Raw genomic sequence first — 26714 nt, forward strand, 5'->3', positions numbered from 1 at the left:
TGTCCTGGATCAAATCAATTCTGCGCGCTTGAAAGGGTATCTGTGGATGCGGCTGCGAATAGGTGGCCGCTTGCTGGCCGAGCTGGGCTGGTGGCGGCTGGCATTGCTGGGGCCGTTTCTACTCTTGTCGGTGGCGCGCGCCTTCGTGGTGCTAGCCCCGCACGCGGCCGGGCAGTGGCTGGTGCCGCTGTTGGTGGCCCTATTCATTGGCAGCCAGCACCGCCGCCGCCCCGATCTGGCGTTTCTGCAGCTGACCGCGCCCAGCTTCCGGCCGTGGCTGGCCGCCGAATACGGGCTGTGGAGTGTGCCGGCTGTGGCCGCACTGCTGGCCTTCGGGCAGCTGGGCGCGGCGCTCCTGACGCTGGGGCTGGCCGTGGCCGCCGCTTGGCTGCCGGCGGCCTGGCCTCAGGACAGCAAGAAACGCCGCCGCAGCCTGGTGCGCAGCGAGGCCTTGGAGCTGGTGAGCGGCCTGCGGCAAACGGCTGCCGCGGTGTGGTGGCCGCTGCTGCTGGCCGGGGCCGTGTGGGGGCGGCAGTATCCGGAGGTGCCGGCCCTGGCGCTGGTCGTTTGGCTGTTGCTGCTGGCTGGGTGCTACGGAAACCCTGAGCCCTGGACGCTGCTGCTGCCGGCCCTCCGGCAGCCGGGGGCGTGGCTGCGACGGCGCGTGGGGCTGGCACTGCTTTACCTGCTGCTCACGGCCGCGCCGTTTGCCGGGCTGCTGGCCTTGGGGCCAGCGGGAGCCGGCGGGGCGGGCCTGCTGCTGCTGGGCGGAGCGGTGCTGCTCACGATGGTAGTGCTGGCCCGGTATGCTTTCTACCCCGATGCGCTGCTGGTGCGCCTCACCCAGGGCGCCATCCTGTCACTAGCACTGCTGGCGGGGCAGCCGGTGTTTCCGGCGCTGCTGCTGGTGGCGTTTGCGGGGCTGCTCTGGAAAAGCCGGCAGCGGCTCTCCACTTTCCGACAAGACTGAGGCATGATTGAGATTCGCAACCTGAGCAAAGCCTTTGGAAGCCAGCCGGTGCTGCACGATGTGAGCCTGACGCTGCAGACCGGCACCCTGCACGGCTTGGTGGGGGCCAACGGCGCCGGCAAAACCACGCTGCTGCACTGCCTCTACGGCCTGCACGCCGACTACCAGGGCACAGTGGTGGAAACCACCGGCCTGCCCATCCGCGCCCACACCGGGCTGCTGCCCTACGAGCCGTATTTCTACCCGCGCCTCACCGGCCGCGAATACCTGGAGTTCACGCTGCAGGCCCGCGGCCGGGCTGTGGGGGATTTCAACGGCTGGAACCAGCTGCTGGAACTGCCCCTCGACCAGTACGCCGAGGAGTATTCGGCCGGCATGAAGAAGAAGCTGGCGCTGCTGGCCTTGCTGGTGCAGCCCTTCCGCTACCTCATCCTCGACGAGCCCTTCAATGGCCTCGATCTGAATGCCAACCTGCTGTTGATGGAAATTCTGCGGCGACTGCGCGGGCAGGGCGTGGGCATTCTGCTGACCTCGCACCTGCTGGGCTCCCTCACCGAGCTCTGCGACGAGCTGACTGTGCTGGCTGACGGTACCGTGCGCCGCCGCTACACCGCCGCCGATTTCGGGCACGTGCAGGCCGATCTGCTCGACGAGTTCTACCAGGAAAAGCTAGCCCAGGTCCACCGGCTTTTGCCAGCTGAAGGCCAGGTCTGAAGCAGCCACTACAGCGCCAGATAAAACGGCCCCAGCAATTCCCGAAAAGCCTGCGAATACTCCTCATTGGCACCTTTTATCAGCAGCTCCTGCTGCCGGAGCGGGGCAGGCTGGCGCTCAAACGTAGTGATGTGGCGCAGCGGCTTGCTGCCGGCCCGGTGCCGCACTATCAGTTGGGTGGTCGGCCAGAGGCCAGCTTTGGCGGCGGCCTGCTCGAAGTGCTGCATTTCAGGCGGTGGCAGCAGCACCGTGAGGTGGCCGGCTGGGGTCAGGAAGTCGGCTGCGAACTGCGCCAGCTCCGCGAAGGTCAGTGAATCATCCGTGGTGTGGCGGGCGGTGGTGCGCCGGGCGTCGGGCGAGCGGAGGGAGTGGCGGAAGAAAGGCGGGTTGCAGATGATGCCGTCGAAGGGAGCAGGGTGGGTGGCGGCCAGGCCGGCCAGTGGTACCGCGTGCAGCGTGAGGCGGGCCGCCCAGGGGCTGGCTCGGAAGTTGGCAGCGGCCTGCGCGGCGGCGGTGGGGTCCAGCTCAATGGCCTCGATGGCCGCGGCGGCATTGCGCTGAGCCGCCATCAGGGCCAAAAGGCCGGTGCCCGTCCCGATATCGAGCAGCCGTTGGGCGCCGGCCACCGGGGCCACGGCACCCAGCACGCAGGCGTCGGTGCTCACCTTCATGGCGCACGCACCCTGCTCAATCCGGAACTCTTTGAACTGAAAATACGAATTGGCCACGACAGACAGCAAACAAACGGGCCGCAAAGATCCGCAGCGTATCGACTGTTCCAGCGCGGGCCAGCGTTTTTCAGCGAAAATGACCTGCCAAGTCCTGCTGTGTTCCGCGGCTATTGGCTAACGGCGCGACGCTTTTCCTCCTCGGCTCCCGTAGCCCGCTTGCGGGCCGGCGGCACCTCGTTGCTGCCGAAGCGGTACGTAAACGACACCGTGGCCGCCCGGCTGTCCTGGTTGGCGCGGTAGCGTTCCTCAAACACCTGATAGCGCGAGGTGGCCGTAATTGGCGCCGTATAGAGCAGGTCAGTGGCGTTGAGGCGCAGCGTGGCCCGGCCGTCGAGCAGGCTTTTCTGCACGCCCACACCCAGCTGCCCAAACGCCTCCACCACCTGGAAAGCGTACCACTCGCGCGAGTGGTAGCTGCCATTGAGGTCGGCAGTCCAGCCCTTGCCCAGGGTGAAGGTGCTGTTGGCGCTGGCAATGGCACCCGGCCGGCCGGCCGGGGCGGTGGTACTGCTCAGGCGGCCATCGAAGTAGATGTAAAACAGCTCGATATCGGTGTAGAGCTGCCACCATTTGGTGGGGGCCAGCGGGGCCGTGAGCGTGAAGGCGTAGTAGTGGCGGGTTTGCAGGTTCACGTCGGTGGCGGCCACCAAGCGCTCGGGGCCGGGCTGGGCCAGGTACACCGGCACGATGGGCCAGTGGCCGCGCGCGTAGCTCAGGCCCGTGGTGTATTTCTGGCGCCAAGTGTGGTTCAGCTCGGCGCTGTAGCTGGTCATGGGCTGCAGGTAAGGGTTGCCGGCGCGGTACGAGGTGGCGTCGACGTAGGTGCGGAAGGGGTTTAGCTGGGTGTAGGTGGGCCGGTCGAGGCGGCGGCTCAGGGTGAAGCCCACCGTGTGCGCCTCCGACAGCGTGCGGCTCAAACTCAGGTTCGGGAACAGCTGCAGGTAGCGGCGGTCGAAGTTTTCGTTGCCGATGTTCTGGCGGCCGGTGGCCACGGTCTGCTCGGCGCGCAGGCCGGCCGTGAGCGTGAGGCCCGGCCGGGTACGGCTCATCGTCAGGTAAGCCGCCCGGATGCTTTCGTCGTAGCGGAAGCGGTTCGACTGGGTGGCGTCCGGCAGCAAGCTGCCGTTTCGGTAAAACACCACGTCGTTGTCGGCGCGCACCTGGCTGGCTTTCAGGCCCAGCTCCAGGCGCAGGCCGCGCGGCAGCGGGCGCACGTAGTCGGCCTTGGCGCTTTGGATATGCAGCGTGCCGTCGTGTGTGCCGGTGAGCGTCGTAGCCGGCCGGTCGGCGGGCAGGCTAAAGGTTGTCGCCAGGTTCAGCCCGCGTCGGATACCGTAGCGGGCCATGTCGGCATCTGCCGTCAGCTCGGGTGTGCCCGCCGAATCGGGGCGGAACGTGTGGCGGAACGTGAGGTTGGCGGCCACGTTGGGCGTGCGCAGGTCGCGGAAGTTGTCGGAGGTGTAGCGGCTCACGGGCTGGCCCTGGGCGTCAAAAAACGCCGACTCATTAGTGCCCTGCCACGGCGACTGGCTGGCCAGCCCGCTCACCATGGCGCCCAGCGTGGTTTGCTTGCTCAGGGTGTAGTCGAGGCCCGCTTTCCAGGTGTGCGACACCAGATGGTTGCGCATTTCGTTGCGCTGCTGGCTGCTGGCCTGGGGCAGCCCCTCGGGCCGGTGAAGCCGCGAAAACACTAGGTTCTGAAAGTTGCGGCGGTCGGTGTAGGCGTAGGTGGCGTAGAGGTTGGCGTGCGGCCCCCGGTGGTTCAGCGACAGGCCCGAGGTATGCTTGCCGTAGCGCCCGCGCCCGTAGCTGGCATTCACGCTGCCGTTGGTGCCCAGGTGCTGGTCTTTCTTCAGGTTGATGAGTATGACCCCGGCCGTACCCTGCGCGTCGTACTTGGCGGGCGGGTTCGGAATCAGCTCCATGGTGCTCACCTGCTCGGCGGGTAGAGCCCGCAGCATATTGGCTAGCTCGGCGCCGTTCATCGGCACCCGCTTACCGTCGAGCAGCACCAGCACGCCCCGTTTGCCCCGCAGCGCCAGATCGTCGTTGCCGCCAACCGTTACGCCCGGGGCGCGGCCCAGCACATCGAGCACGGTGTTGCCGCTGGAGAGCGGGCTGTTTTCCACGTTGATGACGGTGCGGTCGGGCAGGCGCTCGAAGGGCGGCTTCTGGCCCGTGACGGTAACGCCGCGAAGCTGCTGCGTGGTGCTGGGCACTAGCGTCAGGCGCAACGGCTGCATCGGTCCGCTCGTGACAGTGACGGGGCCCGCCCAGGTCTGCGCGTAGCCGACGTGCACCACCGATACCAGATACTGGCCTGTGCTGGCCGGAACCAGCAGGAAATGGCCGCTCGCATCCGTAAACTCGGTTTTTAGCGCCACCGAGTCGATGGCGCGGTGCAGCATTACGGTGGCATATTCCACCGGAGCCCCGTTGGCGGTACGCACCTGGCCCTGAACTGCCGCCGGCAACTCCTGCGCCGCCAGCGGCCCCGACAGAGCAAGCAGCGGCAGTAGATAGGAAATCCGGCGCTGAGCGTCGGCAAAAAAAGGATTCATGGGTGCACTTTCCGGTGGGAGAGAAAAACGGAACGTGCAATAGGTGTTAGGTTGAGTTGCCGGCGCTGGTCAGGACAGGCACTCAGGTAGGTAGCGAGCAGATAGAGCAGCAAAAAAGCAGGCAGATAGCCCCCGGCTTACTTTGCATACTGAAAGGTAGCAACAAACTATGTTCCGGCAAAAATACTATTCATTGAATATTCTCATAGTTGGATTGGCCTTGCGGGAACAAATGATTGCCAGGTATTTGATGGCACACCGCTAAATCAGCCCGCAGCCTGCAAAACGACCAAACAGGCCCAAAAAGAGAATCCCTGGCCGTATCAGCCAGGGATTCTTCATAAAAGCGCCGGGCGCACCGCCGCGAAACCAGGACAAAGCCGCGCCGCGCAGCTACCGCAGCGCGTCCAGCGCTGCCCGCAAACGGGGCAGGGCCGCCTCAATCGACTCCAGCGACGCGCCGCCCACCGACATGCGGAACCACGGCGCCGTGCCGGCCGTGCCGAAGGCGCTGAACGGCACCAGCGCCAGCCCGGCGTCGCTGATCAGGTAGGAAGTCAGCTCTTTGGTGGTGCTGAGCAGCTGGCCGGCCGGGGTGGTTTTGCCCAGCACATCAAGGCGGGCCGTGAGGTAGATGGCGCCCATCGGCACGATGGAATCGACGGGGTAGCCGGCCGCTTTCAGCTCCTGCAGGCCCGTGTGCAGCGTGTCCAGGCTGCGCTGAATCTTCTCCTTGAACTCACCGACGAAGCCATCAACGGCCGGGGCGTTGGGCAGAAACTTGGCGGTGGCCACCTGCTCGGCCTTGGGCGCCCAGGCCCCCACGTGGCCCAGAATGGCCTTCATCTTGTCAATCACCACGGCCGGCCCGAAGGCATAGCCCACCCGCACGCCGGTGGCGGCCAGGCACTTCGAGATGCCGTCGATGTACACCACATAGTCGCGCAGCTCGGGGCGCAGGTTCACCGGGTCGAAGTGCTCGGTCTGGCCGAAGGTGAGCATCCAGTAAATCTGGTCATAGAGCAGGTAGAGCGGCTTTTCGCCAGGCTGGCGGCGCTGGTTTTCGGCCAGCACCAAATCGCAGATGGCCAGCAGATTGTCGCGGGTGAAGACCGTGCCGGTGGGGTTGAGCGGCGAGCAGAGCGCCAGCAACGTAGCGCCAGCCAAGTGCGGGGCCAACTCCTCGGCCGTGGGCATGAAGTTGTTTTCGGGCCGGGTTTCCACCATCACCGGCTCGGCACCCGAGAGGTGGCAGTAGTGGTTGTTGTTCCAGCTCGGCACCGGAAACACCACCCGGTCGCCGGGGTCTATGAGGGCCAGGTAGGTGGCATAGATGAGCGGCCGCGAGCCGCCGGCCACCAGCACGTCGTTGGGGGAGTAGTCGAGGCCCAGGCGCTCCTTGGTGAAGGCCGTGGCGGCTTCGCGCAGGGCGGCCATGCCGTTGGCGGGCGGGTAGTTGGTGTGCCCGGCCTGGTAGGCGTTGGTGATTTCGGTTTCGAGGGCGGCCGGAATCGGGAAAATGGCGGGGTCGAAGTCGCCGATGGTCAGGTTGCAGATCTGCTCTCCCCGGCGGATCATGTCGTTTACTTCGTTGCCGATTTTGATGATTTCGGAGCCGATGAGGCTGCCGGCCATTCGCGAAACTTGCATGAGAAAGACAGTTTGTGGTCGGCCAAATGTAGGAAGAACAGAAAGGCGGAAAAATTCCGGCCCCCGACAATAGCGCCGCAAGCATGCCGGGCAGGTCCGGGCCACCTGCTACCTTGCGGCCCCAATCTGCACTAATTCCTATGCTGACACTCGCAATTCCGGGCCTGGAGGCCCTGCCCGCCGTGGCCGACCAGGTGCGGGACGCTTTACAGGGCCACAACATCGTGTGCTTCGAGGGCGAGATGGGGGCCGGCAAGACCACGTTCATCAAGGCCCTGTGCGTTAGCCTGGGCGTGCCCGAGGACGAGGTCAGCAGCCCCACGTTCTCGCTGGTGAACGAGTACCGCGACGCCCGCAACCAGCCCATCTACCACTTCGACTTCTACCGTCTCAACAATCCCGGCGAAGCCGAGGACATTGGCGCGTTGGAGTACTTCGATTCCGGCTATCTTTGCCTGATCGAGTGGCCCAGCCGCATTGAGGCGCTGCTGCCCCCCGAACGACTACTCCTCACGCTCACCGTCACCGGACCTTCATCAAGGGAATTAAAAATTGAGAATTAAAAATTAAAAATTGCCTGAAACCCTTTCCTCTGAATGAGTTGTGTAAGTGCAATGGTCTCAATTTTTAATTTTTAATTCTCAATTTTTAATTGAAAAAAATGCCCGACGCAGTACCCCCCGGATTCGAGTCGCTGGCTACGGGCCGCGCCTACTTCACGCAGGAATCCATGCTGGCGGTGGAAACCCGGAAGCGCAAGCTGTTTATCGGGTTGCCGCGCGAAACGTCGCTGCAGGAAAACCGCATCTGCCTCACGCCCGAAGCCGTGAAGCATCTGGTGGAGGAAGGCCACGAAATCATCATCGAAAGCGGGGCCGGGGAGCCCAGCAAGTACTCCGACCACAACTACTCTGAGGCCGGCGCCACCATTGCCTACTCGCAGAAGGAAGTCTACGAGGCCGACCTCATCCTGAAAGTGGCCCCGCCCACCCACGACGAAATCGAGTTCCTGCACGCCAACCAGACCCTGATTTCGGCCCTGCAGTTCGGCACGCTCACCTCCGAGTACGTCATGGCCCTCACCCGCAAGAAGGTGAATGCCATTAGCTTCGAGCTGATCAAGGACCCGAGCGGGGCGCGGCCGGTGGTGCGCGCCATGAGCGAAATTGCGGGCTCCACGGTCATGCTGATTGCGGCCGAGTATCTGGCGCGCTCCAACGAAGGCAAGGGCATCATTCTGGGCGGTATCACGGGCGTGCCGCCGTCGCAGGTCGTGATTCTGGGGGCTGGCACCGTGGCCGAGTACGCCGCCCGCGCCGCCACCGGCCTGGGCGCCGAGGTGAAGGTATTCGACAACCACCTCTACAAGCTGCGCCGCCTCAAGCAGAACCTGGGTACCCAGCTCTACACCAGCACCCTCGACACCTTCGCCCTCAGCCAGCAGCTGCGCCGCGCCGACGTGGTCATAGGGGCCCTCAACGCCGAGGAAGGCCGCGTGCCGTTCATGGTGCCCGAAAGCATGATCAGCAGCATGGCCCCCGGCTCGGTTATCATTGATGTGAGCATCGACCAGGGCGGCTGCTTTGAAACCAGCGAGATGACCAGCCACAGCAAGCCCGTCTTCCGCAAGTACGACGTGATTCACTATTGCGTGCCCAACATTGCCAGCCGCGTGCCACGCACCGCAACCAACGCCCTGAGCAACATCTTCACGCCCATTCTGCAGGAAATCAGCCAGCACGGCGGCATCAACGAGGTGCTGTTCACGAATGAGCACTTCCGCAGCGGCGTGTATATCTACAAAGGCTCGCTCACCAACGCCACCATCGCCAAGCGCTTCAACATGCGCTACAAAGAGCTGGGGCTGATGATTGCCGTGCGCAATTAGAAACGCGGATTTTGCAGATTAGCACGGATTAGTCGGATTTTGTGGACGATTCCGGATGAGCAGGGCCGGCGCGGAAGCGCTGGCCCTGCTTGTTATAAGTAGCCGGACATTGTTCAAACGCCTGATTGACGATCATTCAGAGATTGTCTGGATACTTAGCCCTTATATCTTGCTACTTAAGGGCATTTGGTGTGAATATTGTGCGTGGCTGGCCGCCGCGGCTTTGGCGCTTGTGCGCGGGCAGGGGCCGCTTCTTTACTTACTTCTACTTTACTTATTCTATCAATGACCAGACATTACGTATTGGCCGTGGCCGGGCTGTGGCTGACCTGTAGCGCTCCTGGCTTCGCGCAAACCCTGGCTGCTACCACGCCGGCCGCATCGGCGGCAGCCGCCGCCGTGGCCCATTCCGGATTGAGCACTGCTCGCTACGACCGCTCGGATACCTTGCGGGCGGTACAGCACCTGTTTGTGCAGCGTTCCAGGGCCACCCGTGGCTGGCTGCAGACGGGGGCCGGCCTGATGACTACAGCCGCCGTGGAAAAAACAGCACTGGCGCTGTCAAGCGCCAAGAAAACCGACAAGAAATTTTACCAGACACAGCAACAGGAGGCCAACGGCGACCTGCTGCTGGGCGGGCTGATGGCCGGCTACGGCCTCTTCCGGCTCAGCCGGTTCGGGCCGCAGCAGTACCAGCGCGTAACCGAAGCCTACGCGCAGGGCGCGCCGCTACCGTCTTATCTGGCGCGCCGGCTGCAAACGAAGTATTTCCGGCTACTGCCTTTGTAAAAACGCGCAAGCTATTCGGACTGTTGGCAAGTTTGCCTTAACCGCTACTCCGCGGCCAGTAGTAGCACCTTCCAGGCATCTGGCATATTGCCTTCTTCAAGCAGCTTCTGGCCCAACAGGATCAGTTGGCGGCGCTGCTCGGACTGGTCGGTGGCGTGTTTGCTGAGGGTGTAGCTTACCAGCGGGTCCTGCCGGAATGCCTGTACCTGCTCGGGCGTGGGCATGGCTTCGGCTTCGATGTTGGCGAGGCGGCCCAGGTTGTTGCCGGTCAGGATGGTGGACTCGCGCAGGTAGGCCGGGAGCTGGTCGAAGCCGATGCCGAGGCGGCGGTTGGGCTTGGGCACCTCGAACAGCGTTTCGGCCGAGCGGCTGTACCAGTCGCCGCCGAGGCGGGCCACGGCGTCGAGCTTGCGCGGGTCGATGCCGATGCCGGAGGGCAGGATGATGTCTTCGCGGAAGTGGGCCAGCACCACGCGGCACAGCACCAGGTTGCCGGCGCCGTTGTTCTGTCCCAGCTCAATTACCTGCTCCACCACGCACTCGAAGGCGGCCGGGGCTTCCAGCACGCGCGGCGGCCGCACCAGCTGGCTGGGCGCCTGCGTAAAGCCGGCTTTCACGAACTCATTCACGCCCTTGGCATACTCGGTGCTGGCCAGCGACATTTGTTCCACCATGGCGTAGTCGCAGATGTGAACCACGCACTCGGCCACTTCGCGCACGTTTTGCAGGGTGTGCTTCTGCGAGTTGTCGCGCACACGGTTGGCGGGCGAGAAGGCCAGGATAGGCGGATTGGAGCCAAAGCAGTTGAAGAAGCTGTAGGGGCTCAGGTTCACGCTGCCGTCGGCGGCCACGGTGCTCACAAAGGCCACCGGGCGCGGGGCCACGGCCCCCACCATAAACGGGTGCCAGTCGGAGGGGCTCAGCTCGGAAGGAACGATGGTGCGGAAGGCAGCAGGCATAGGGCAGGAGGGAAGGCGGCACCACGGCCGCCGGGTGGGAAGAAGAACAGGACGCGTTGAGGCCGCAAATATGCCACAAAGCCCCCGGACTGCCGGCGTCGCCCGCCGTAGCGCGAACTTGGTAGTTCGCACCCTCGCACCGTTGCAACAAATCCAGCGGCGCGGATACGCGCACTACCAAGTTCGCGCTTCTACAGCCTGCTACTGCCGGAACCGTGCTATGCCGGGGTGGCCCAGGTGGTGGGCAGGGATTTGTCTGCCAGCGGCAGCTGCATGATAAACTCGGTGTACTCGCCCTCCACGCTTTCCACGCGCAGCGTGCCGCCGTGGCCCCGCGTCACGATTTCGTAGCTGACCGCCAGGCCGAGGCCCGTGCCTTCGCCGCTGGGCTTAGTGGTGAAAAAGCGCTGAAACACGTTGGCCCTGGCGGCCGCCGAAATGCCCAGGCCATTGTCGCGCACCCGCACTTCCACGTAGTCGCCAACAAGCTCCGTGACGAGCGTCACCTGGGGTACGTAGTCGTCGTCGAGGCTTTGGCGCTGGCGCTGTTGCACGGCGTAGAAGGCGTTGGTGAACAAACTTACCAGCACCCGGCCCACATCCTGGCGCACGAGCGGCACCATCGGCAGATCGGGCCACAGGCGCGGCAGCAGCGCCGCGTTGAAGTGTCGGTTTTTCAGGCGCTGGTCGTGATATACGAGGCGCATATACTCGTTGGCCAGCACGTTGAGGTCGGTGGGCTGGCGCAGGGCGGGGCGGCTGCTGGAGTAGTCCAGCATACCCGCCACAATGTCATCGGCGCGCTGGCCCTGCTTCACGATGCGCGACTGGTAGCGGCTCAGGTTTTCAAACATGCCCTCAATGTCCTGCTGCTCGTCGAGGGCCAGCGGGAGCTTGGCCAGCTCCTCCCGGATTTCCTGGCAGAGGGCCGCGCTGATGGCCGCCAGGTTTTTCACGTTGCTGATCGGGTTCTGAATCTCCTGCGCCACCCCCGTCATCAGCTCGCCCAGCGTGGCCATCTTCTCGCGTAGCACCAGCTGGCTCTGGGCCGCCCGCAGCTCCTGCAGCATGTGGGCCAGCCGGTCGCGCTGCTGGGTAAGCTGGCTTTTCTGCTCCGTTATCTGCTCGTTGAGCTGCTGCAGCACTTGGTTGGCGCGGCGCTGCCGCCACACAAAAGCGCCGAGCAGCAAGGCCGTGAGGGCCATGATGCCCAGCCCGGCCCACAGCAGATACAGGCGGAGCGAGGCATTGAAGCGGGTGGTTTCCTCTTCCAGCTGGCGCAGGCGCTGCTGCTCGGCGAAGCCGATGGCATCGAGCTGCTTGATACGCTGCGGGTCGTGCAGGCTGTCCTGGGCCGTGAGCATGATGTGCAGGTACTTGAGCGTGCTGTCGGGACGGCCGCGGGCCTCGAAGGCGTTGGCCAGCAGGGCGCTGTTGCGCAGAATGCCCAGCGTGAAAGGCAGCGTCTGGCCCACTGCAAGGGCCCGCCGGGCGTAGAATATGCTGGAATCGGGCAGCTGGCGGGAGCGGTAGAGCTCGGCCAAGTACTGATAGGCCCGGCTGCGGCTGCGCTGGTCGTTTTCGGGCACGGCGGCGGCGGCGCTGCGGTGGTAGTACACAATGGCCTGGGCCGTTTGGCCCCGCGAGGCATGCAGCAGGCCGATTTCGCGCAGTACGTAAGGCAGCGGATTACCCCAGCAGCTCCAGCCGCGTGGGTGCGGGGCAATGGTGAGGGCATGCGCCCGGTCGAGGAAGTAGGCCGTGGAATCTAGTTGGTGCAGGCCCTCGTAGCTGGCGCCCAGGTTGGTGAGCACGCTGATCAGCTGCGAGTCGTCGGTGCTGCCGCTCTGCTCATACAGCTGCAGGGCCCGGAAGAAATAGCGCAGCGCCGGCCTAAAATCGTCGAGGGCGAAGTAGAGCAGGCCAGTCTGGTTGAGGGTGCGGGCCGTGCCGGCCAGGTCGTGGCTGTCTTCGTTGAGCTGCAGCGCCTGCAGGTTGATGCGCAGGGCGGCGGGCAGGTTGCCCCGCTCACCCATCAGAATGCCCAGCCTCGACAGGCAGCGCCCCTCGCCCCGGCGGAACCCGATACGGCGGGCCAGCCGCAGCCCACGCTGGGCGTAGTAGCGCACGGAGTCGAAGCGGGAGTAGCGGTAGGTGGCGCTCAGGTCGGCCAGCAGCAGCACGCAGGCCGTGTCGGAAGTGGCCCGGGCCAGGGCGCGCTTCAGTGGCGCAGATTCGGGGCTCTGGGCCCGGGCCAATGGGCCGGACAGCAGCAGCAAAACACCCAACAACGGCACCCAACGACAGATGATCATGCGTGAAGGTAACCACGCCTGTAACGCGTGGCAAGCCACGTGGGCGAACCACCCGACGAATTCCGCCCGCAGTCCGACGAGCCTGCTATCTTACCAGCCCGGCAATTTCCCTTTATCCCTATCCCGATGCCAGTTTCTACGCTTCCGCTATGGCTGGCGGCCCTGCTGCCACTGCAAGCTGCCGCTCAAGTACTTCCCCCGGCTGCCCCAGCCGATACCAGCCAGCTGCGGCAGCATCTGGTGGCCCTCATCGGCACCCCCGAGCCGCGCAACTATCAGCACCTGCCCAGCCTCAACCAGGCCGCGCGCTACATCGAGCAGCAGCTGCAGGCGGCCGGCGCCCAGCCCGTGCGGCAGCCCTACGACGTGCAGGGCAACACGTATTACAACGTCATCGGCCACTTTGGGCCTGCCACCGGCCCGCGGCTGGTGGTGGGGGCGCACTACGATGTATGCGGCGAGCAGCCCGGCGCCGACGACAACGGCACCGGCGTGGCGGCGCTGCTGGAGCTGGCCCGGCTGCTGGGGCGCCAGCCCACGCTGCCCTACGGCATTGAGCTAGTGGCCTACACGCTGGAAGAGCCGCCGTTTTTTCGGACGCCGCAGATGGGCAGCTACGTGCACGCCCGGGCGCTACACGACGCCGGCGTGCCGGTGCGCGGCATGGTGGCTTTGGAAATGCTGGGCTATTACGACGACCGAAAAGGCAGTCAGGACTACCCGTTTGGGCCGCTGAAATGGGTGTATGGCGGCCGCGGCAACTACGTGACGGTGGCCCAGAAATTCGGCAACGGACAGTTTGGGCGGCAGTTTGCGCGCCGCTACAAAGGCCTGGCCACGCTGCCCGTGCGGCGCTTCAAGGCCCCGGCCTGGCTGCCCGGCATCGACTTCTCCGACCACCTCAACTACTGGCAGTTCGGCTACTCCGCCGTGCTGCTCACCGACACGGCTTTCTACCGCAACAAGCACTACCACCAGCCCACCGACACCCTGGCCCGCCTGGACATGCGCCGCCTGGCCCTGGCCGTGGATGCCCTGCTGGCCACTCTGCTACGCGGTTGATACCCCAGCCGCCTGCCCCACCCATACCCAGCCGGTCTGCACCATCAGGTACTCATCATTATCCTCCGGCTGACAGAGGTAATGCGGTTTTGCCAGCGCCCAGGCCGGCCAGCCGTCCGGGTAATCAAACGAATCCACCAGAACTTCCCAAGGGTGCGCGTGCCATGTCAACTGATTGGCCCCGGGCAAGGCGCGGTATTCTGCCGGCAGGGGAGGGCCCGCTGGGTCAGCTTCCTGAAGTCTGTCACGATACCGCGCCCGCATTTCTTGGATTGCTGCTACTACTTTTGAGCTGTGTGCAAACTCAGGGCTACAAACCAGCCAGATAGCCAGATAGAATGGCTCGGGCTGCGCTTGTAGCTGTTGTTGCCAGTTGAAAAAGGTGGTGAGCGGGTGCTGGGCAGCCAGCTGCCGCACCCGTTTCGGCGGTTGCCGATGGTGCCAGTGCCAGATGCCCAGGCCCAGCCACTTGTAGTCGTAAGAAGAGTGTTGTAATCTTTGCTCTGAGAGTGACGCCGCGGTTTGGCTCAGCTGCACCAGGCGTTTCAGGTGGCGTTTGCCGCCGCGTATCTTCTTATATCGTCCGTAGTTCATGGCCGGCAAAGGTATATCTGCGTATAACGCTCAATACTTGCTAAAATGGTATATCTTTACTAATTAGCTATAGCTATTTAGTAACCACTTACTCACCTACTCATGGCCCAGATCAGCTGCCCGAAGTGCGAATCCAAGGAAGCTACCAAAAGTGGCATAGTGGGAGGAAGGCAGCGTTATAAGTGCCGCAACTGCGGCTACCACTACTCGGTGGCCAAGACGGGCAAGGAAACCAATCCGTACTACGTCATCAAGGCGCTGCAGCTGTATGTGGAGGGTGTGAGCTACCGCGAGATTGAGCGGCTGCTGGGCGTGAGCCACGTGAGCGTGATGAACTGGGTGAAGAAGTACGGGGTGAAGGCGCCCCGCCAGACCGAGTATCACCCCACCTATAAGATTCTCAATCAAAAGGAATTGGCGGAGTTTTTTCAGAAGCCTGAAAACCTGAAAGAAGCCGGGCTGATGGTGACGGAGCTGGGCGACAAGTACATGATGATCCGCTGGGAGCGGTTCCGGCAGGGGTAGCGGCTATAGTGGTTAGCGGAAGTATAGCAATGAAGTGGCTTCTGTTCAGGGATTCCGCTACTTGGTGGTGTAGTCTGGCCCCGGCAAGGGGCTGGCTGCCTTTCCTGCGCTTCTCCCACTTCCATTCCCACCACCTCTACCATGCAAAACACCCGTTACGCGCTGGCGCTGAGTGCCCTTCTTTCGGCCGCCGGAGCTTCGGCTCAGGTGACGCCTACCCCGCCACCCAGCACCACCCCGCCGGCCCCGGCGCCGGCGGCTCCTGCCCCCGTGGTAGCGGCCACCCCACCGGCGCCCACCGAGTCGGCTCCGTATGGGCCGGGCATGAAGGTGAATATCTCGGCCGATGGCTCCAAGTATATCCGCTTCATCACTTGGCACCAGGTGTGGGCGCGCTACACTGAAAACAACACCGGCACGCTCCGGGCGCCCGGCAAGCCCCAGTCTGATCAGATAGACTTCGCCCTGCGCCGCTCGCGCCTTATCGTGCTGTCGCAGCTGAACCCGCGGTTTCTGGTGTACACTCACATCGGCATCAACAACCAGACGGCGGTGAGCGGAGGCTTTGCGCCGGCCGTGGATGGCAAGAAGCCCCAGCTGTTTGTGCACGAGGCCGTGGTGGAGTACAAGGTCAACAAGTACCTGAACTTGGGCGCCGGTATGCACTACCAGAACGGCCTCTCGCGCATGACGCGCTCCAGCACCATCAACTACCTCACGCTCGACGCTCCGCTCACCAACTGGCCGGTTATTGAAGCCATCGACCAGTTTGTGCGGGGTATTGGCGTGTACGGCAAGGGCCGCGTGGGCAAGCTCGACTACGTGCTGTCGGTCAACGAGTCGTTCCTGACCAACCAGACCGGGGCCTTCAGCACGCCGCTGGGCCTGGGTACCACCACCGGCACAGGCGCTGCCGCCGTCAACCGCGGCACCAACGTGGCGCAGTACAATCCGCAGGGCACCAACCACATCTACCAGGGCTACTTCAGCTACGAGTTCCTGGATCAGGAAGCCAATCTGCTGCCGTTCAACGTGGGTACGTACTTGGGCGCCAAGCGCGTGTTCAACATCGGAGCCGGCTTCTTCTACAACAAGGACGGCATGGTGTCGCGCTCCAGCAACAGCGTGCTCGATGCGGCGGGCATTGCCGCCGCCACGGCCGCCGGTACCAGCGCCTTCAATACTGTACCGGTTGACAAGCACGACATTGCCCTGTTCTCGGCCGACGTGTTCTTCGATACGCCGATCAACAAAGAAACCGGCACGGCTTTCACGGCCTACGCCGTGTACTACAACTACAACATGGGCCCCAACCACACCCGCTTCATCGGGGCCGCCAACCCTGGTTGGGGCACTGATGCCCGCCGTGGCAACGCCGTGCCGCACTCCGGCACCGGCAACGTGGGCTACGTGCAGGCCGGCTACCTGCTGCCCAAAAACCTGCTGGGCCCCAAGCTGCGGGTGCAGCCCTACGCCTCGCACCTGCTGGCCGGCTACGAAGGCCTGCGCAAGTCTGATGGCGAGCAACAGAACGTGAACATCTTCGATGCGGGCGCCAACTTCTACATCGACGGCCACAACGCCAAGTTCACGCTCAACTACCGCGCCCGGCCTGATTTCACCGACGTGAACAACGTGAACTACAAGCCGGAAATCACGCTCCAGACGCAGGTAGCCCTGTAGGAAATTTCCTCCCGACTTACGGCCACTAAAGCAGGAATCAGCCCCGGAAAACGGGCTGATTTCTGCGCCGGACGTGGTTTTCATCCGCAACTTCATCTTCCCACTTCATTCTGTCCATCATGAACCAAAACCTACCGCAGCGCGACTCCGGAGCGTATTCCGGGGCCGCCCCCGTGGCCGGCACGGCCGGTGCCGTGACGCACGACAACAACGACGTTTCGACCAGCAAGATCTGGCAGGTGATTACGGCCTCCTCGGTGGGCACCGTAATCGAGTGGTACGACTTCTACATTTTCGGCTCGCTGGCCGCCATCATCGGGCCGGTGCTGTTTGGCTCGACGGGCAAGATTGAGGACACCATTCTGGGCACGCTGGCCGTGTTCGGGGCGGGCTTTGTGGTGCGGCCGTTTGGGGCCGTGTTCTTCGGCCGCATCGGCGACATGATCGGGCGCAAGTACACGTTTCTGCTGACGCTGCTGATTATGGGCGGCGCCACGTTCGTGACCGGCCTGATTCCGAGCTACGACAAAATCGGCATTGCCGCCCCCATCATCGTGACCTTGCTGCGCTTGCTGCAGGGCCTGGCTTTGGGCGGCGAGTATGGCGGCGCCACCACTTATGTGGCTGAGCACTCGCCGGACAACAAACGCGGCTATTACACCTCGTTTATCCAGATTACGGCCACGGCCGGCCTGTTTCTGAGCATTCTGGTGATTATCACCACCCGCAAAACCATGGGCGAGGACGCCTTCAAGGAGTGGGGCTGGCGCATTCCGTTCCTGTTGTCGGGTCTGCTGGTAATTGCTTCCTACTACATCCGCCGCAAGCTGCACGAGTCGCCGCTGTTTGCCAAGGCTAAGGCCGAGGGCAAGACCAGCACCAACCCGCTGCGCGAGTCGTTCGTGAACCCCGTAAACCGCCGCCTCGTGCTGATTTCGCTGTTCGGCGCTACCATGGGCCAGGGCGTGGTGTGGTACACCGGCCAGTTCTACGCCTACTCCTTCATGCAGAACACGCTCAAGCTCGACCTCGTGGACGCCTCGCTGGTGCTGTGCATTGCCCTGCTGATTGCCACGCCGTTCTTCGTGTACTTCGGCAGCCTCTCCGACCGCATCGGCCGCAAAAAGATCATCATGATGGGCCTGCTCTGCGGTGCGCTGTTCACCATCCCGATTTTCTACGGCCTTAAGGCTTTTGCCGGCCCCCTGACGGAAGTAACTGCCGCCACCGTGGATGCCAGCGGCAAAGCCGTGCCGGCCGTGATGAAAGCCCTGACGCCCAGCCTCGTGCCCATGACAGTGCTCACCTTCTGCCTGGTGCTGTTCGTGACCATGGCCTACGGCCCGATTGCGGCTTACTTGGTGGAGTTGTTCCCCACGAAAGTACGCTACACCAGCCTGTCGCTGCCCTACCACATCGGCAACGGCGTGTTTGGGGGCTTCGTGCCGTTTATTGCCACGGCCCTCACGCTGCGCGCCGCGGCCCAGCCCGAAGGCACGCTGTTCAAAACCTACAGCAGCTTCGCCGGCCTGCTCTATCCGGTCATCATTGCCCTGATCTGCTGGTTTATCGGGCAGGCGTTGATGAAGGACGTGCGCAACGTGAAGCTGATGGAGGAAAACTCCGGCGATGTAAAATAGGCTGCCTGTTTCCGGCCGAAACCTACAAAATCCGCCGGGCCGTTGGTTCGGCGGATTTTGTAGGTTTAAGCGCTGCCGGTACTGCTACCGGCCTCCTGCTACCAGCTCGTCTTCCCCGCATGTCTGCTCCCTCCAAACCTAGCCCCGCACTGTCCTCCGTCCCGCCGCCCGACCGCCCAGAACAGCGGCTGGGGCAGCGCTTGCTGTTCGTGGCCGTGCTGTTCGGGGTGCTGCTCACGTTCCCGTTCCTGGGCACCTTCGACCGGGAAACGCGCATCGGCGGCATCCCCGGGCTCTACCTCTACGTGCTGCTCGCCTGGTCGGCGCTGGTAGCCCTGACCGGTTGGTTGGTGAGAAGAATTAGTAATTGAGAATTGACTGAGTACTGCAAGCACCAAGAGTTGCACCGGTATTTTGCTACCCGACCAATGCCCGTTCATTCACCTCAAAATCGCCTGAGAATTCTTCATTACTAATTCTCAATTACTAAGTAAAACCTCATGCCCACCTGGCTCGTCATTGGCTTTTCGTTTGGCTACCTCGCTCTGTTGTTTGGGGTGGCGTATGCGGCGGAGCGACGGGCTGGTTCGGCGCGGCGGAGCCTGGTGAGCAACCCCTACGTGTACGCCCTGAGCATGGCCGTGTACTGTACTGCCTGGACGTACTATGGCTCGGTGGGGCGGGCCGCGTACTTCGGGCTGGAGTTCGTGGGCATCTACCTCGGGCCCACGCTCATGGCCCCGATGGCGTGGCTGGTGCTGCGCAAAATCATCCGCATCTGCCGGCTGCAGCGCCTCACCTCCATTGCCGACTTCATCTCGGCGCGCTACGGCAAAAGCGCCTGGCTGGGCGCCCTCGTGACGGTGGTGTGCGTGCTGGGCGTGGTACCCTATATTTCGCTGCAGATCAAGGCTATTGCCGCCTCCTTTGATATTCTGACCGGGGGCGGCGGCACGCTGCATGCGGCGGGCAGCGTGGGGGTGTCGTCGGCGTTTGCTACTACGGTGGCGCTGGCGTTTTTCACCGTCATTTTCGGGGTCCGCTCCATCGAAGCCACCGAGCGGCATGAGGGCATGGTGCTGGCTGTGGCTTTGGAAAGCCTCGTGAAGCTGGTGGCGTTTCTGGCGGCTGGCCTGTTCGTTACCTACGGCCTGTTTGATGGCTTTGCCGATGTGTTTGAGCGGGCCGCCAAAGTGCCTGATTTGAGCCGGCTGTTTACGCTGCAGGGCGCTGGCACCGGCGGCAGCCAGTGGCTCACGCTGCTGCTGCTGAGCATGTCGGCCATTCTGCTGCTGCCGCGGCAGTTTCAGGTGGCGGTGGTGGAAAACGTCAACGAAAACCACCTGCGCAAGGCCATGTGGCTGTTTCCGCTCTACCTCATCGTCATCAACCTGTTTGTGCTGCCGCTGGCCTTTGGCGGGCGCCTGCTCGACGGGGCCGGCCAGCTCGATGCCGACACGTTTGTGCTGGCGCTGCCGCTGCAGGCGGGCCGGCCGTGGCTGGCGCTGCTCATCTACCTGGGCGGGCTGTCGGCGGCCAGCAGCATGATCATCGTGGAAACCATTGCGCTGAGCGTGATGATGAGCAACCACCTGCTGATGCCGCTGCTGGTGCGGGTGCCGGCCGCCCGCGCCGAGGGGCCGCGCTGGTTTGCCTACCTGGGCCAGGTGGCGCTGCACAGCCGCCGGCTGGCCGTGGTGCTGGTGCTGCTGCTGGCCTACGGCTACTACGTGGAAGTCAGCCACCTGCTGCCGCTGGTGAACATCGGGCTGGTGTCGTTTGCGGCGGTGGCGCAGTTTGTGCCGGTGGTGCTGGGCGGCCTCTACTGGAAGGGCGGCACCCGGCAGGGCGCCACGGCGGGCATTCTGGCGGGCTTCGTGGTGTGGTTCTACACGCTGGTGCTGCCCACGCTGGTCGGGCCGGAGCTGCTGCCCGACACCGTGCTGCGCGAGGGGCTGTTTGGCTTGCACTGGCTGCGGCCGTTTGCCTTGTTCCACCTCGAAGGTCTCGATTACCTGTCGCACGGGCTGTTCTGGAGCTGGTTTTTCAACCTGGCGCTGTACGTGGGGGTGTCGCTCCGGCGCCAGCCCACCGACCTGGAGCTGCACCAGGCCGACGTGTTCGTGGACGTGTTCCGGCACGGCGCCGGCTTCGAGGGGCGCGCCGGCTGGCAGGGCGTGGCGGCTTTGCCCGACGTGCGGGCGCTGCTGGCTGGCTTCCTCGGGAAGAAGCGCACCAACCAGGCGCTGCGGGCCTTCGAGGAGCGGTTTCCGGATGCCCACGCGCCCGAAACCGACGGCACACCCGCTCCGCCCCAGGCCGATCCGCGCCTGCTGGCCTACGCCGAAAAGCTGCTGGCCGGCAGCATCGGGCCGGCGTCGGCGCGGCTGCTGCTGCGCTCGTCGGTAGGAGTGGAGGACATCAGCTTCGACAACGTAGTGGGCATCCTGCGCGAAAGCCAGCAGCTGCTGGAAGCCAACCGCCAGCTGCAGAAGCAGCAGCGGCAGCTGCAGCGCCTTACGCAGGAACTGCAGGCCGCCTACGACCAGCTGCAGGAGCTGGATCAGCACAAAGACGAGTTCCTTTACACCGTTACGCACGAGCTGCGCACGCCGCTCACCAGCATCCGGGCGCTGTCGGAAATCCTCACCGACAACCCCGACCTGGAAGAAGAGGAGCAGCACCGGTTTCTGCTCACCATCACCAAGGAGTCGGAGCGCCTGAGCCGCCTGATTACGTTGGTGCTGGACCTGGAAAAGTACGAGTCGGGCAAGGCCACGCTGGAAAAGGCCCCGGTGGACGTGGCCGACGTCATCACCGACGCGCTGGAAGCCATTGGCCAGCTCATGCGCGCCAAGCACATCCACCTCGACCTGGCCGTGCCACCCGGTTTGCCGCCCCTTTCCGGCGACCGGGACCGGCTGATGCAGGTGCTGGTGAACCTGCTCTCCAACGCCGTTAAGTCGTGCCGCGCCGATGGCGACGGCCGCATCCTAGTGAGCGTGGAAACCCCCGCCGACTGTCTGCGCATCACGGTGCAGGACAACGGCAAGGGTATCGACCCGGCGTTTCACCAACTCATCTTCGACAAGTTCTTCCAGGCCCGCAACCAGACCATGCGCAAGCCCGAGGGCTCGGGCCTGGGCTTGGCCATCACCAAGAAAATAGTGGAGCTGCACGCCGGCCGCATCTGGGTGGAAAGCGCCCCGGAGCAGGGCGCGCGGTTCTCGTTTGAATTGCCGGTTGTATGAGCGTTTCAGGCCACAAAGAACGTCATGCTGAGCTTGTCGAAGCATCTCGCGTGCTGACGTCAGATTACCATTTCAGCGTCAGCACGCGAGATGCTTCGACAAGCTCAGCATGACGTTCACTCGCAATTCCGCTCCACCCACGCCCATCCTCCGAAAACAACTACCCCATGCCTACCGCCCCGCACATTCTCATTGTCGATGACGAGCCCAACATCGTCATGTCGCTGGAATTTCTGATGCGCAAAAGCGGCTACCAGGTCAGCATTGCCCGCAACGGCACCGAAGCCCTGGAGGCCATCGACCACACCGCCTTCGACGTGGTGCTGCTCGATATTATGATGCCCGACGTCGACGGCTACCAGGTGTGCCGCCACCTGCGCCAGCGCCCCGACCGCACCGCCACCCGCGTGGTGATGCTCTCGGCCAAAAGCAAGGAGGCCGACGTGCAGAAAGGCTACGACGCCGGCGCCGACCTCTACCTGCCCAAGCCCTTCAGCACCCGCCAGCTCATGGAAAAAGTAAAAAGCCTGCTCGTAGTGCTGTAAGGGGTAGTGGTCCTACGAATCGCCCGAAGGGCTTCGTAGGACCACTACCACCCGAACGACCTGCCTGCAACGACTTAGTGGTCCTACTAACCCCTTCGGGGAATTGGTAGGACCACCCCGCCACTCCGCCACCATCCCGCCCATGACTTACTCTGCCGAATACGCCGCCAGCCTCCAGGACCCCGAAGCTTTCTGGTCCGCGCAGGCGCAGCAGCTGCACTGGTTCCGGCAGCCGCCCCGGCCGGTGCTCAGCCAGGCCCCCGATACCGGGTTCTACCGCTGGTTTCGGGGCGGGCAGCTCAATACCAGCTGGCTCTGCCTGGACTACCACGTAGAAAACGGCCGCGCCGACCAGCCGGCCCTGCTTTACGATTCGCCCGTGACCGGTACCGTGCGCTGCTACACCTACCGCGAGCTGCTGGACCTCACCAGCCGCTTTGCCGGCGGCCTGCGCCAGCTGGGCGTGCAGCGCGGCGACCGGGTCATCATCTACATGCCCAATATGCCCGAGGCGGTGGTGGCCATGCTGGCCTGCGCCCGGCTGGGGGCGGTGCATTCGGTGGTGTTTGGCGGCTTTGCGCCCCACGAGCTGGCCGTGCGCATTGACGATGCCCAGCCCCGCGTTATCGTCTGCGCTTCGGCGGGCATGGAAGTCACGATGCCCATTCCCTACAAGCCCCTCGTGGATGCCGCCATCAGCAAGGCCACCCACAAACCCGCCCATGTGGTGGTGCTGCAGCGCGACTTCTGCGCGGCGGAAATGCAGGCTCCGCGCGACGTGGACTACCGCACGCTGCTAGAGGCGGCCCCCGTGCCGGCCGTGCCGCTCGACGCCACCGCCCCGCTCTACATCCTCTACACCAGCGGCACCACCGGCAAGCCCAAAGGCGTGGTGCGCGACAACGGCGGCCACGCTGTAGCCCTGAAGTACAGCATGAGCGCCATTTATGACGTGCAGCCCGGCGAAAACTTCTGGGCCGCCTCCGACCTGGGCTGGGCCGTGGGCCACAGCTACATCGTGTACGGGCCGCTGCTGCACGGCTGCACCACGGTGCTGTTTGAGGGCAAGCCCGTACGCACGCCCGACGCCGGCACGTTTTGGCGCATCATCCAGGACTATCAGGTGCGGGTGCTGTTTACGGCGCCCACCGCCATCCGGGCCATCAAGAAGGAAGACCCCAGCGGCCAGCTCGCCGGCAAGTACGACCTCAGCAGCCTGCGTCACCTGTTTGTGGCCGGCGAGCGGTGCGACCCCGCCACCTACGACTGGGCCGGCGCCACGCTGGGTGTGCCCGTGGTCGACCACTGGTGGCAGACCGAGTCGGGCTGGCCGATGCTGGCCACGCTGGTGGGTTTGCCCGATATGCCCGGGCCCCGCGCCGGCAGCGCCGGCCACCCCGTGCCCGGCTACGACGTGCAGATTCTCGACGAAGCCGGCCTGCCCGTGCCGCGCGGCACCACCGGCCTAGTGGCGGTGCGCCTGCCGCTGCCGCCCGGCTGCCTGCCCACCCTCTGGCACGACGACGCCCGTTTCCAGCGCAGCTACCTCGACACCTTCCCCGGCTACTACCTCAGCGGCGACGGCGGCTACCGCGACGCCGAGGGCTACCTCTACATCATGGGCCGGGTGGATGACGTGATGAACGTGGCCGGCCACCGCCTGAGCACCGGCGAGATGGAGGAGCTGCTGGCCGCCCATCCCGCCGTGGCCGAGTGCGCCGTGCTGGGCATTGCCTGCGAGCTGCGCGGCCAGGTGCCCGTGGGGCTGGTGGTGCTCAAAGACGGCCAGACCCTCCCCGAAACCCAACTGGAGCAGGAGCTGGTGCGCCTGATCCGGGAGCAGATTGGGGCGGTGGCCTGCTTCCGGCACGCGGCCGTGGTGGCGCGCCTGCCCAAAACCCGCTCCGGCAAAATCCTGCGCAAAACCCTGCGCCAGCTCGCCGACGGCGAAGACTGCCCCATCCCGTCCACCATCGACGACCCCGCCATCCTCGACGAAATCCGGGAGGTGCTGCGCCGAAGGCAGATAGGGCAGGCGTTTGAAAACCCAGCAGCTATAAGCTAAAGCTAAAAGCTAGTTCCCCTCCTTGGAAAGGAGGGGCTAGGGGTGGTTGACAATCGTTGAAAATCATCTGATTCTAGCTCTAAAAACCGTCCAACGTTCATCAACCACCCCTAGCCCCTCCTTTCCAAGGAGGGGAACTAGCCTTAAAATTTCACCACCTCAATTCTCCCCATACCATGCCCGAAGCTCCCGTGAAACACGCCCGCATCCGTACCCTGGAAGAGTACCACGACGCCTACCGCCGCAGCACCGAAGACCCCGAGCAGTTCTGGGCCGATGTGGCCGCGCCCTTCACGTGGCGCCGCAAGTGGAACAAGGTGCTGCACTCCGATATGGCTACCGGCCACAACGAGTGGTTCCAGGGCGCCCGCCTCAACATCACCGAAAACTGCCTCGACCGGCACCTAGCCACGCGCGGCAACAAGCTGGCCATCATCTACGAGCCCAACGACACCAAGACCCGCCACCTGCGTCTCACCTACCGCGAGCTGCACCAGGAGGTCTGCCGCTTTGCCAACGTGCTGCACAACAACGGCGTGGAAAAAGGCGACCGGGTGTGCATCTACATGCCCATGATTCCGCAGCTGGCCATTGCGGTGCTGGCCTGCGCCCGCATCGGAGCAGTGCATTCCGTGATTTTTGCCGGCTTCTCGGCCACCGCTATTTCCGACCGGGTGAACGACGCCCAGGCCACCGTGGTGCTCACCGCCGACGGCCTCAACCGCGGTGCCAAGCAGATTCCAGTGAAGCGCGTGGTGGATGAGGCCCTGGAAACCTGCCCCGGCGTGCGCCGTGTGATTGTAGTGGAGCACCTGGGCTGGCCCGTGCAGATGAAGGACGGCCGCGACGTGTGGTACCACGAGGAAGCCGAGGGCGTGGCCAAAACCTGTCCCGCCGAGGAAATGGACGCCGAAGATCCGCTGTTCATTCTCTACACCTCGGGCAGCACCGGCAAGCCCAAGGGCGTGGTGCACAGCACCGCCGGCTACATGGTGTGGGCCGATTACACGTTCCGCAACGTGTTTCAGGTGGAAGAAAACGACATCTACTGGTGCACCGCCGACATCGGCTGGGTGACCGGCCACACCTACCTGCTCTACGGCCCGCTGCTGGCCGGCAGCACCTCGCTCATGTTCGAGGGCATCCCCACGTACCCCGACGCCGGCCGCTTCTGGGAAGTCATCGACAAGCACTCGGTCAGCATCTTCTACACCGCGCCCACGGCCATCCGCAGCCTGATGGCTGCTCCGCTGGATAACGTGCTCAGCTACTCCCTCGACTCGCTGCGGGTGCTGGGGTCGGTAGGGGAGCCCATCAACGAGGAAGCTTGGTACTGGTATTTCCAGCACGTGGGCAAAGAGCGCTGCCCCATTGTGGATACGTGGTGGCAGACCGAAACCGGCGGCATTATGATTTCGGCCTTGGCCGGCATCACGCCCAGCAAGCCCACCCACGCGGGCCTGCCGCTACCTGGGATCCAGCCCGTGCTCCTCAATCAGGATGGCACCGAAATCGAAGGCAACGACCAGGAAGGCTACCTCGCCATTAAGCACAGCTGGCCCGGCATCATCCGGACCACCTACGGCGACCATGACCGGGCCGTGCAAACCTACTTCGCGCCCTACAAAGGCTACTACTTCACCGGCGACGGCGCCCGTCGCGACCCCGACGGCCTCTACCGCATCATCGGCCGCGTCGACGACGTGATAAACGTGAGCGGCCACCGCTTCGGCACGGCCGAAATCGAAAACGCCATCAACCAGAATCACAACGTCATCGAGTCGGCGGTGGTGGCTTTCCCGCACGATGTGAAGGGCCAGGGCATCTACGCTTACGTCATCTGCCGCTCGGGGGCCGTGGAGAAGGAGTCCGATAAGGCACACATCGAAGCCAGCATCATCGAAACCATCGTGGCCCAGATCGGCAAAATCGCCAAGCCCGACAAGATTCAGATTGTATCGGGTTTGCCCAAAACCCGCTCCGGCAAAATCATGCGCCGCATCCTGCGCAAGGTGGCCGAGGGCGAAATCAGCAGCCTCGGCGACACCACCACGCTGCTCGACCCAGCTGTGGTCGACGAAATCATCGAAGGCCGCAAGTAAACTGTCTGGCTGTTGCCAACTGGCTAGCCTAGAGAACAAAAAAACGCCCCAGCTGAAAAGCTGGGGCGTTTTTTTGTTCTACGCTGCGCTAACGTAGTGGCCAATTAAAACCGGCTCAAATAGTCTTTCTTGACGGGTTTGGGCTGCTTTTTCTTACCAGAAGAAAGCCACACCACCAAACCAGCCGTGACGGCGCCAATCGTAGCCAGCTTAGTCACGAAGGCCGGGCGGTTGTATTTCCACTCCATATCATAGCCTTTCTCGGCCCAGATGTTAGGCAGCTTGCCGTGGGACAGGTCGGCCACAATGCCTTCCACCACGCCCACCCGGTCGGCCACGATGAGCGGCAGCCAGTGTTTGTACTCATTCTCGCTGTACTTGAAGGCGGCCCGGCGGATCAAGCCGCTCAACCCCATCGGCGGGGCCGGCGTGCCGAACACGGCCGACACATCGGGCCGCTCAATGGAGCGCAGCACTTCCGTGTCCTCCGGCTGCAGGTGGTCGGGGCGGTGCTTGCTGTCGGGGTCTTCGCCCACGTTCATGCGCTTGCGCATGGGGTAGGTGGGGTCGTTCTTGGGGTCGGCATCAATGCCCCAGCCTTTGATCTGCTTGGGGTCGATGCGCGGGTTTTTCGGGGTGTTCTTTGGAGTCTTTTCCATGATAACGAGGC

At 63.8% G+C, this 26714-nt stretch carries 21 protein-coding genes; 14 read left to right on the plus strand and 7 right to left on the minus strand.

The window, feature by feature from the left end; translation table 11 throughout:
* Positions 1–46 precede the first annotated feature (46 nt).
* The gene (locus tag O9Z63_RS06105; RefSeq protein WP_270128427.1) at positions 47–970 is read left to right on the plus strand and encodes a hypothetical protein; all 924 of its coding nucleotides are present in this window, start codon (positions 47–49) and stop codon (positions 968–970) included.
* 3 nt (positions 971–973) lie between these two features.
* Positions 974–1684, plus strand: coding sequence for an ABC transporter ATP-binding protein (locus tag O9Z63_RS06110; RefSeq protein WP_270128428.1), 711 nt, complete (start codon positions 974–976; stop codon positions 1682–1684).
* A gap of 8 nt (positions 1685–1692) precedes the next feature.
* Here the strand turns inward: O9Z63_RS06110 and O9Z63_RS06115 are convergent, their stop codons facing one another.
* The 3 genes from O9Z63_RS06115 to O9Z63_RS06125 all read right to left on the minus strand — a co-directional run bounded on the left by O9Z63_RS06115 (position 1693) and on the right by O9Z63_RS06125 (position 6626).
* Entirely contained in the window at positions 1693–2412 is a 720-nt protein-coding gene (locus O9Z63_RS06115; protein ID WP_270128429.1) for a tRNA1(Val) (adenine(37)-N6)-methyltransferase, read from the minus strand.
* 110 nt (positions 2413–2522) lie between these two features.
* Positions 2523–4976 (minus strand): outer membrane beta-barrel protein, encoded by a 2454-nt coding sequence (locus tag O9Z63_RS06120; protein WP_270128430.1) that lies wholly within the window; start codon positions 4974–4976, stop codon positions 2523–2525.
* Between the two features lie 393 nt (positions 4977–5369).
* Positions 5370–6626 (minus strand): pyridoxal phosphate-dependent aminotransferase, encoded by a 1257-nt coding sequence (locus O9Z63_RS06125; protein ID WP_270128431.1) that lies wholly within the window; start codon positions 6624–6626, stop codon positions 5370–5372.
* A 140-nt stretch (positions 6627–6766) separates the two neighbouring features.
* Between O9Z63_RS06125 and tsaE the strand changes: the two genes are divergently transcribed.
* The 3 genes from tsaE (at position 6767) to O9Z63_RS06140 (ending at position 9303) form a co-directional block, all read left to right on the plus strand.
* The gene (gene tsaE, locus O9Z63_RS06130) at positions 6767–7189 is read left to right on the plus strand and encodes a tRNA (adenosine(37)-N6)-threonylcarbamoyltransferase complex ATPase subunit type 1 TsaE (RefSeq protein WP_270128432.1); all 423 of its coding nucleotides are present in this window, start codon (positions 6767–6769) and stop codon (positions 7187–7189) included.
* Positions 7190–7287: 98 nt separating this feature from the next.
* Positions 7288–8514, plus strand: a complete 1227-nt coding sequence (locus O9Z63_RS06135) for an alanine dehydrogenase (protein WP_270128433.1) — start codon at positions 7288–7290, stop codon at positions 8512–8514.
* A gap of 285 nt (positions 8515–8799) precedes the next feature.
* Positions 8800–9303: a hypothetical protein gene (locus tag O9Z63_RS06140; protein WP_270128434.1), complete on the plus strand. Its 504-nt coding sequence runs from the start codon at positions 8800–8802 to the stop codon at positions 9301–9303.
* Between the two features lie 44 nt (positions 9304–9347).
* Here O9Z63_RS06140 and O9Z63_RS06145 read toward each other — a convergent pair whose 3' ends face one another.
* Positions 9348–10262: a flavin reductase family protein gene (locus O9Z63_RS06145; protein ID WP_270128435.1), complete on the minus strand. Its 915-nt coding sequence runs from the start codon at positions 10260–10262 to the stop codon at positions 9348–9350.
* A 218-nt stretch (positions 10263–10480) separates the two neighbouring features.
* Complete coding sequence (locus tag O9Z63_RS06150) at positions 10481–12577, minus strand: tetratricopeptide repeat-containing sensor histidine kinase (protein ID WP_270128436.1); 2097 nt, start codon at positions 12575–12577, stop codon at positions 10481–10483.
* Positions 12578–12703: 126 nt separating this feature from the next.
* Between O9Z63_RS06150 and O9Z63_RS06155 the strand changes: the two genes are divergently transcribed.
* Complete coding sequence (locus tag O9Z63_RS06155) at positions 12704–13639, plus strand: M28 family peptidase (protein ID WP_270128437.1); 936 nt, start codon at positions 12704–12706, stop codon at positions 13637–13639.
* On the opposite strand, the gene O9Z63_RS06160 is transcribed toward O9Z63_RS06155, so the two are convergent.
* Positions 13628–14233, minus strand: coding sequence for a hypothetical protein (locus O9Z63_RS06160; protein WP_270128438.1), 606 nt, complete (start codon positions 14231–14233; stop codon positions 13628–13630). The genes O9Z63_RS06155 and O9Z63_RS06160 overlap by 12 nt on opposite strands.
* Before the next feature lie 102 nt (positions 14234–14335).
* Here O9Z63_RS06160 and O9Z63_RS06165 point away from each other — a divergent pair, with 102 nt between their 5' ends.
* From O9Z63_RS06165 to acs, 8 genes are all read left to right on the plus strand, one after another.
* Positions 14336–14758 (plus strand): IS1/IS1595 family N-terminal zinc-binding domain-containing protein, encoded by a 423-nt coding sequence (locus O9Z63_RS06165; protein ID WP_270128439.1) that lies wholly within the window; start codon positions 14336–14338, stop codon positions 14756–14758.
* A 141-nt stretch (positions 14759–14899) separates the two neighbouring features.
* Entirely contained in the window at positions 14900–16441 is a 1542-nt protein-coding gene (locus O9Z63_RS06170) for a hypothetical protein (RefSeq protein ID WP_270128440.1), read from the plus strand.
* A 119-nt stretch (positions 16442–16560) separates the two neighbouring features.
* The gene (locus O9Z63_RS06175; protein ID WP_081910886.1) at positions 16561–18081 is read left to right on the plus strand and encodes an MFS transporter; all 1521 of its coding nucleotides are present in this window, start codon (positions 16561–16563) and stop codon (positions 18079–18081) included.
* 119 nt (positions 18082–18200) lie between these two features.
* Complete coding sequence (locus O9Z63_RS06180) at positions 18201–18452, plus strand: hypothetical protein (protein ID WP_270128441.1); 252 nt, start codon at positions 18201–18203, stop codon at positions 18450–18452.
* A 129-nt stretch (positions 18453–18581) separates the two neighbouring features.
* Positions 18582–21332, plus strand: a complete 2751-nt coding sequence (locus O9Z63_RS06185) for a sensor histidine kinase (RefSeq protein ID WP_270128442.1) — start codon at positions 18582–18584, stop codon at positions 21330–21332.
* A 167-nt stretch (positions 21333–21499) separates the two neighbouring features.
* Positions 21500–21877: a response regulator transcription factor gene (locus O9Z63_RS06190; RefSeq protein WP_270128443.1), complete on the plus strand. Its 378-nt coding sequence runs from the start codon at positions 21500–21502 to the stop codon at positions 21875–21877.
* 142 nt (positions 21878–22019) lie between these two features.
* Positions 22020–23942 carry a propionyl-CoA synthetase gene (locus O9Z63_RS06195; RefSeq protein ID WP_270128444.1) on the plus strand — a complete coding sequence of 641 codons (1923 nt, stop codon included), beginning with the start codon at positions 22020–22022 and terminating at the stop codon, positions 23940–23942.
* A gap of 176 nt (positions 23943–24118) precedes the next feature.
* The gene (gene acs / locus O9Z63_RS06200) at positions 24119–26044 is read left to right on the plus strand and encodes an acetate--CoA ligase (RefSeq protein ID WP_270128445.1); all 1926 of its coding nucleotides are present in this window, start codon (positions 24119–24121) and stop codon (positions 26042–26044) included.
* 104 nt (positions 26045–26148) lie between these two features.
* Here the strand turns inward: acs and O9Z63_RS06205 are convergent, their stop codons facing one another.
* Entirely contained in the window at positions 26149–26703 is a 555-nt protein-coding gene (locus O9Z63_RS06205) for a hypothetical protein (protein WP_270128446.1), read from the minus strand.
* Positions 26704–26714 lie beyond the last annotated feature (11 nt).

The sequence above is a fragment of the Hymenobacter yonginensis genome, from assembly GCF_027625995.1.
Classification (GTDB): Bacteria; Bacteroidota; Bacteroidia; order Cytophagales; family Hymenobacteraceae; genus Hymenobacter; species Hymenobacter yonginensis.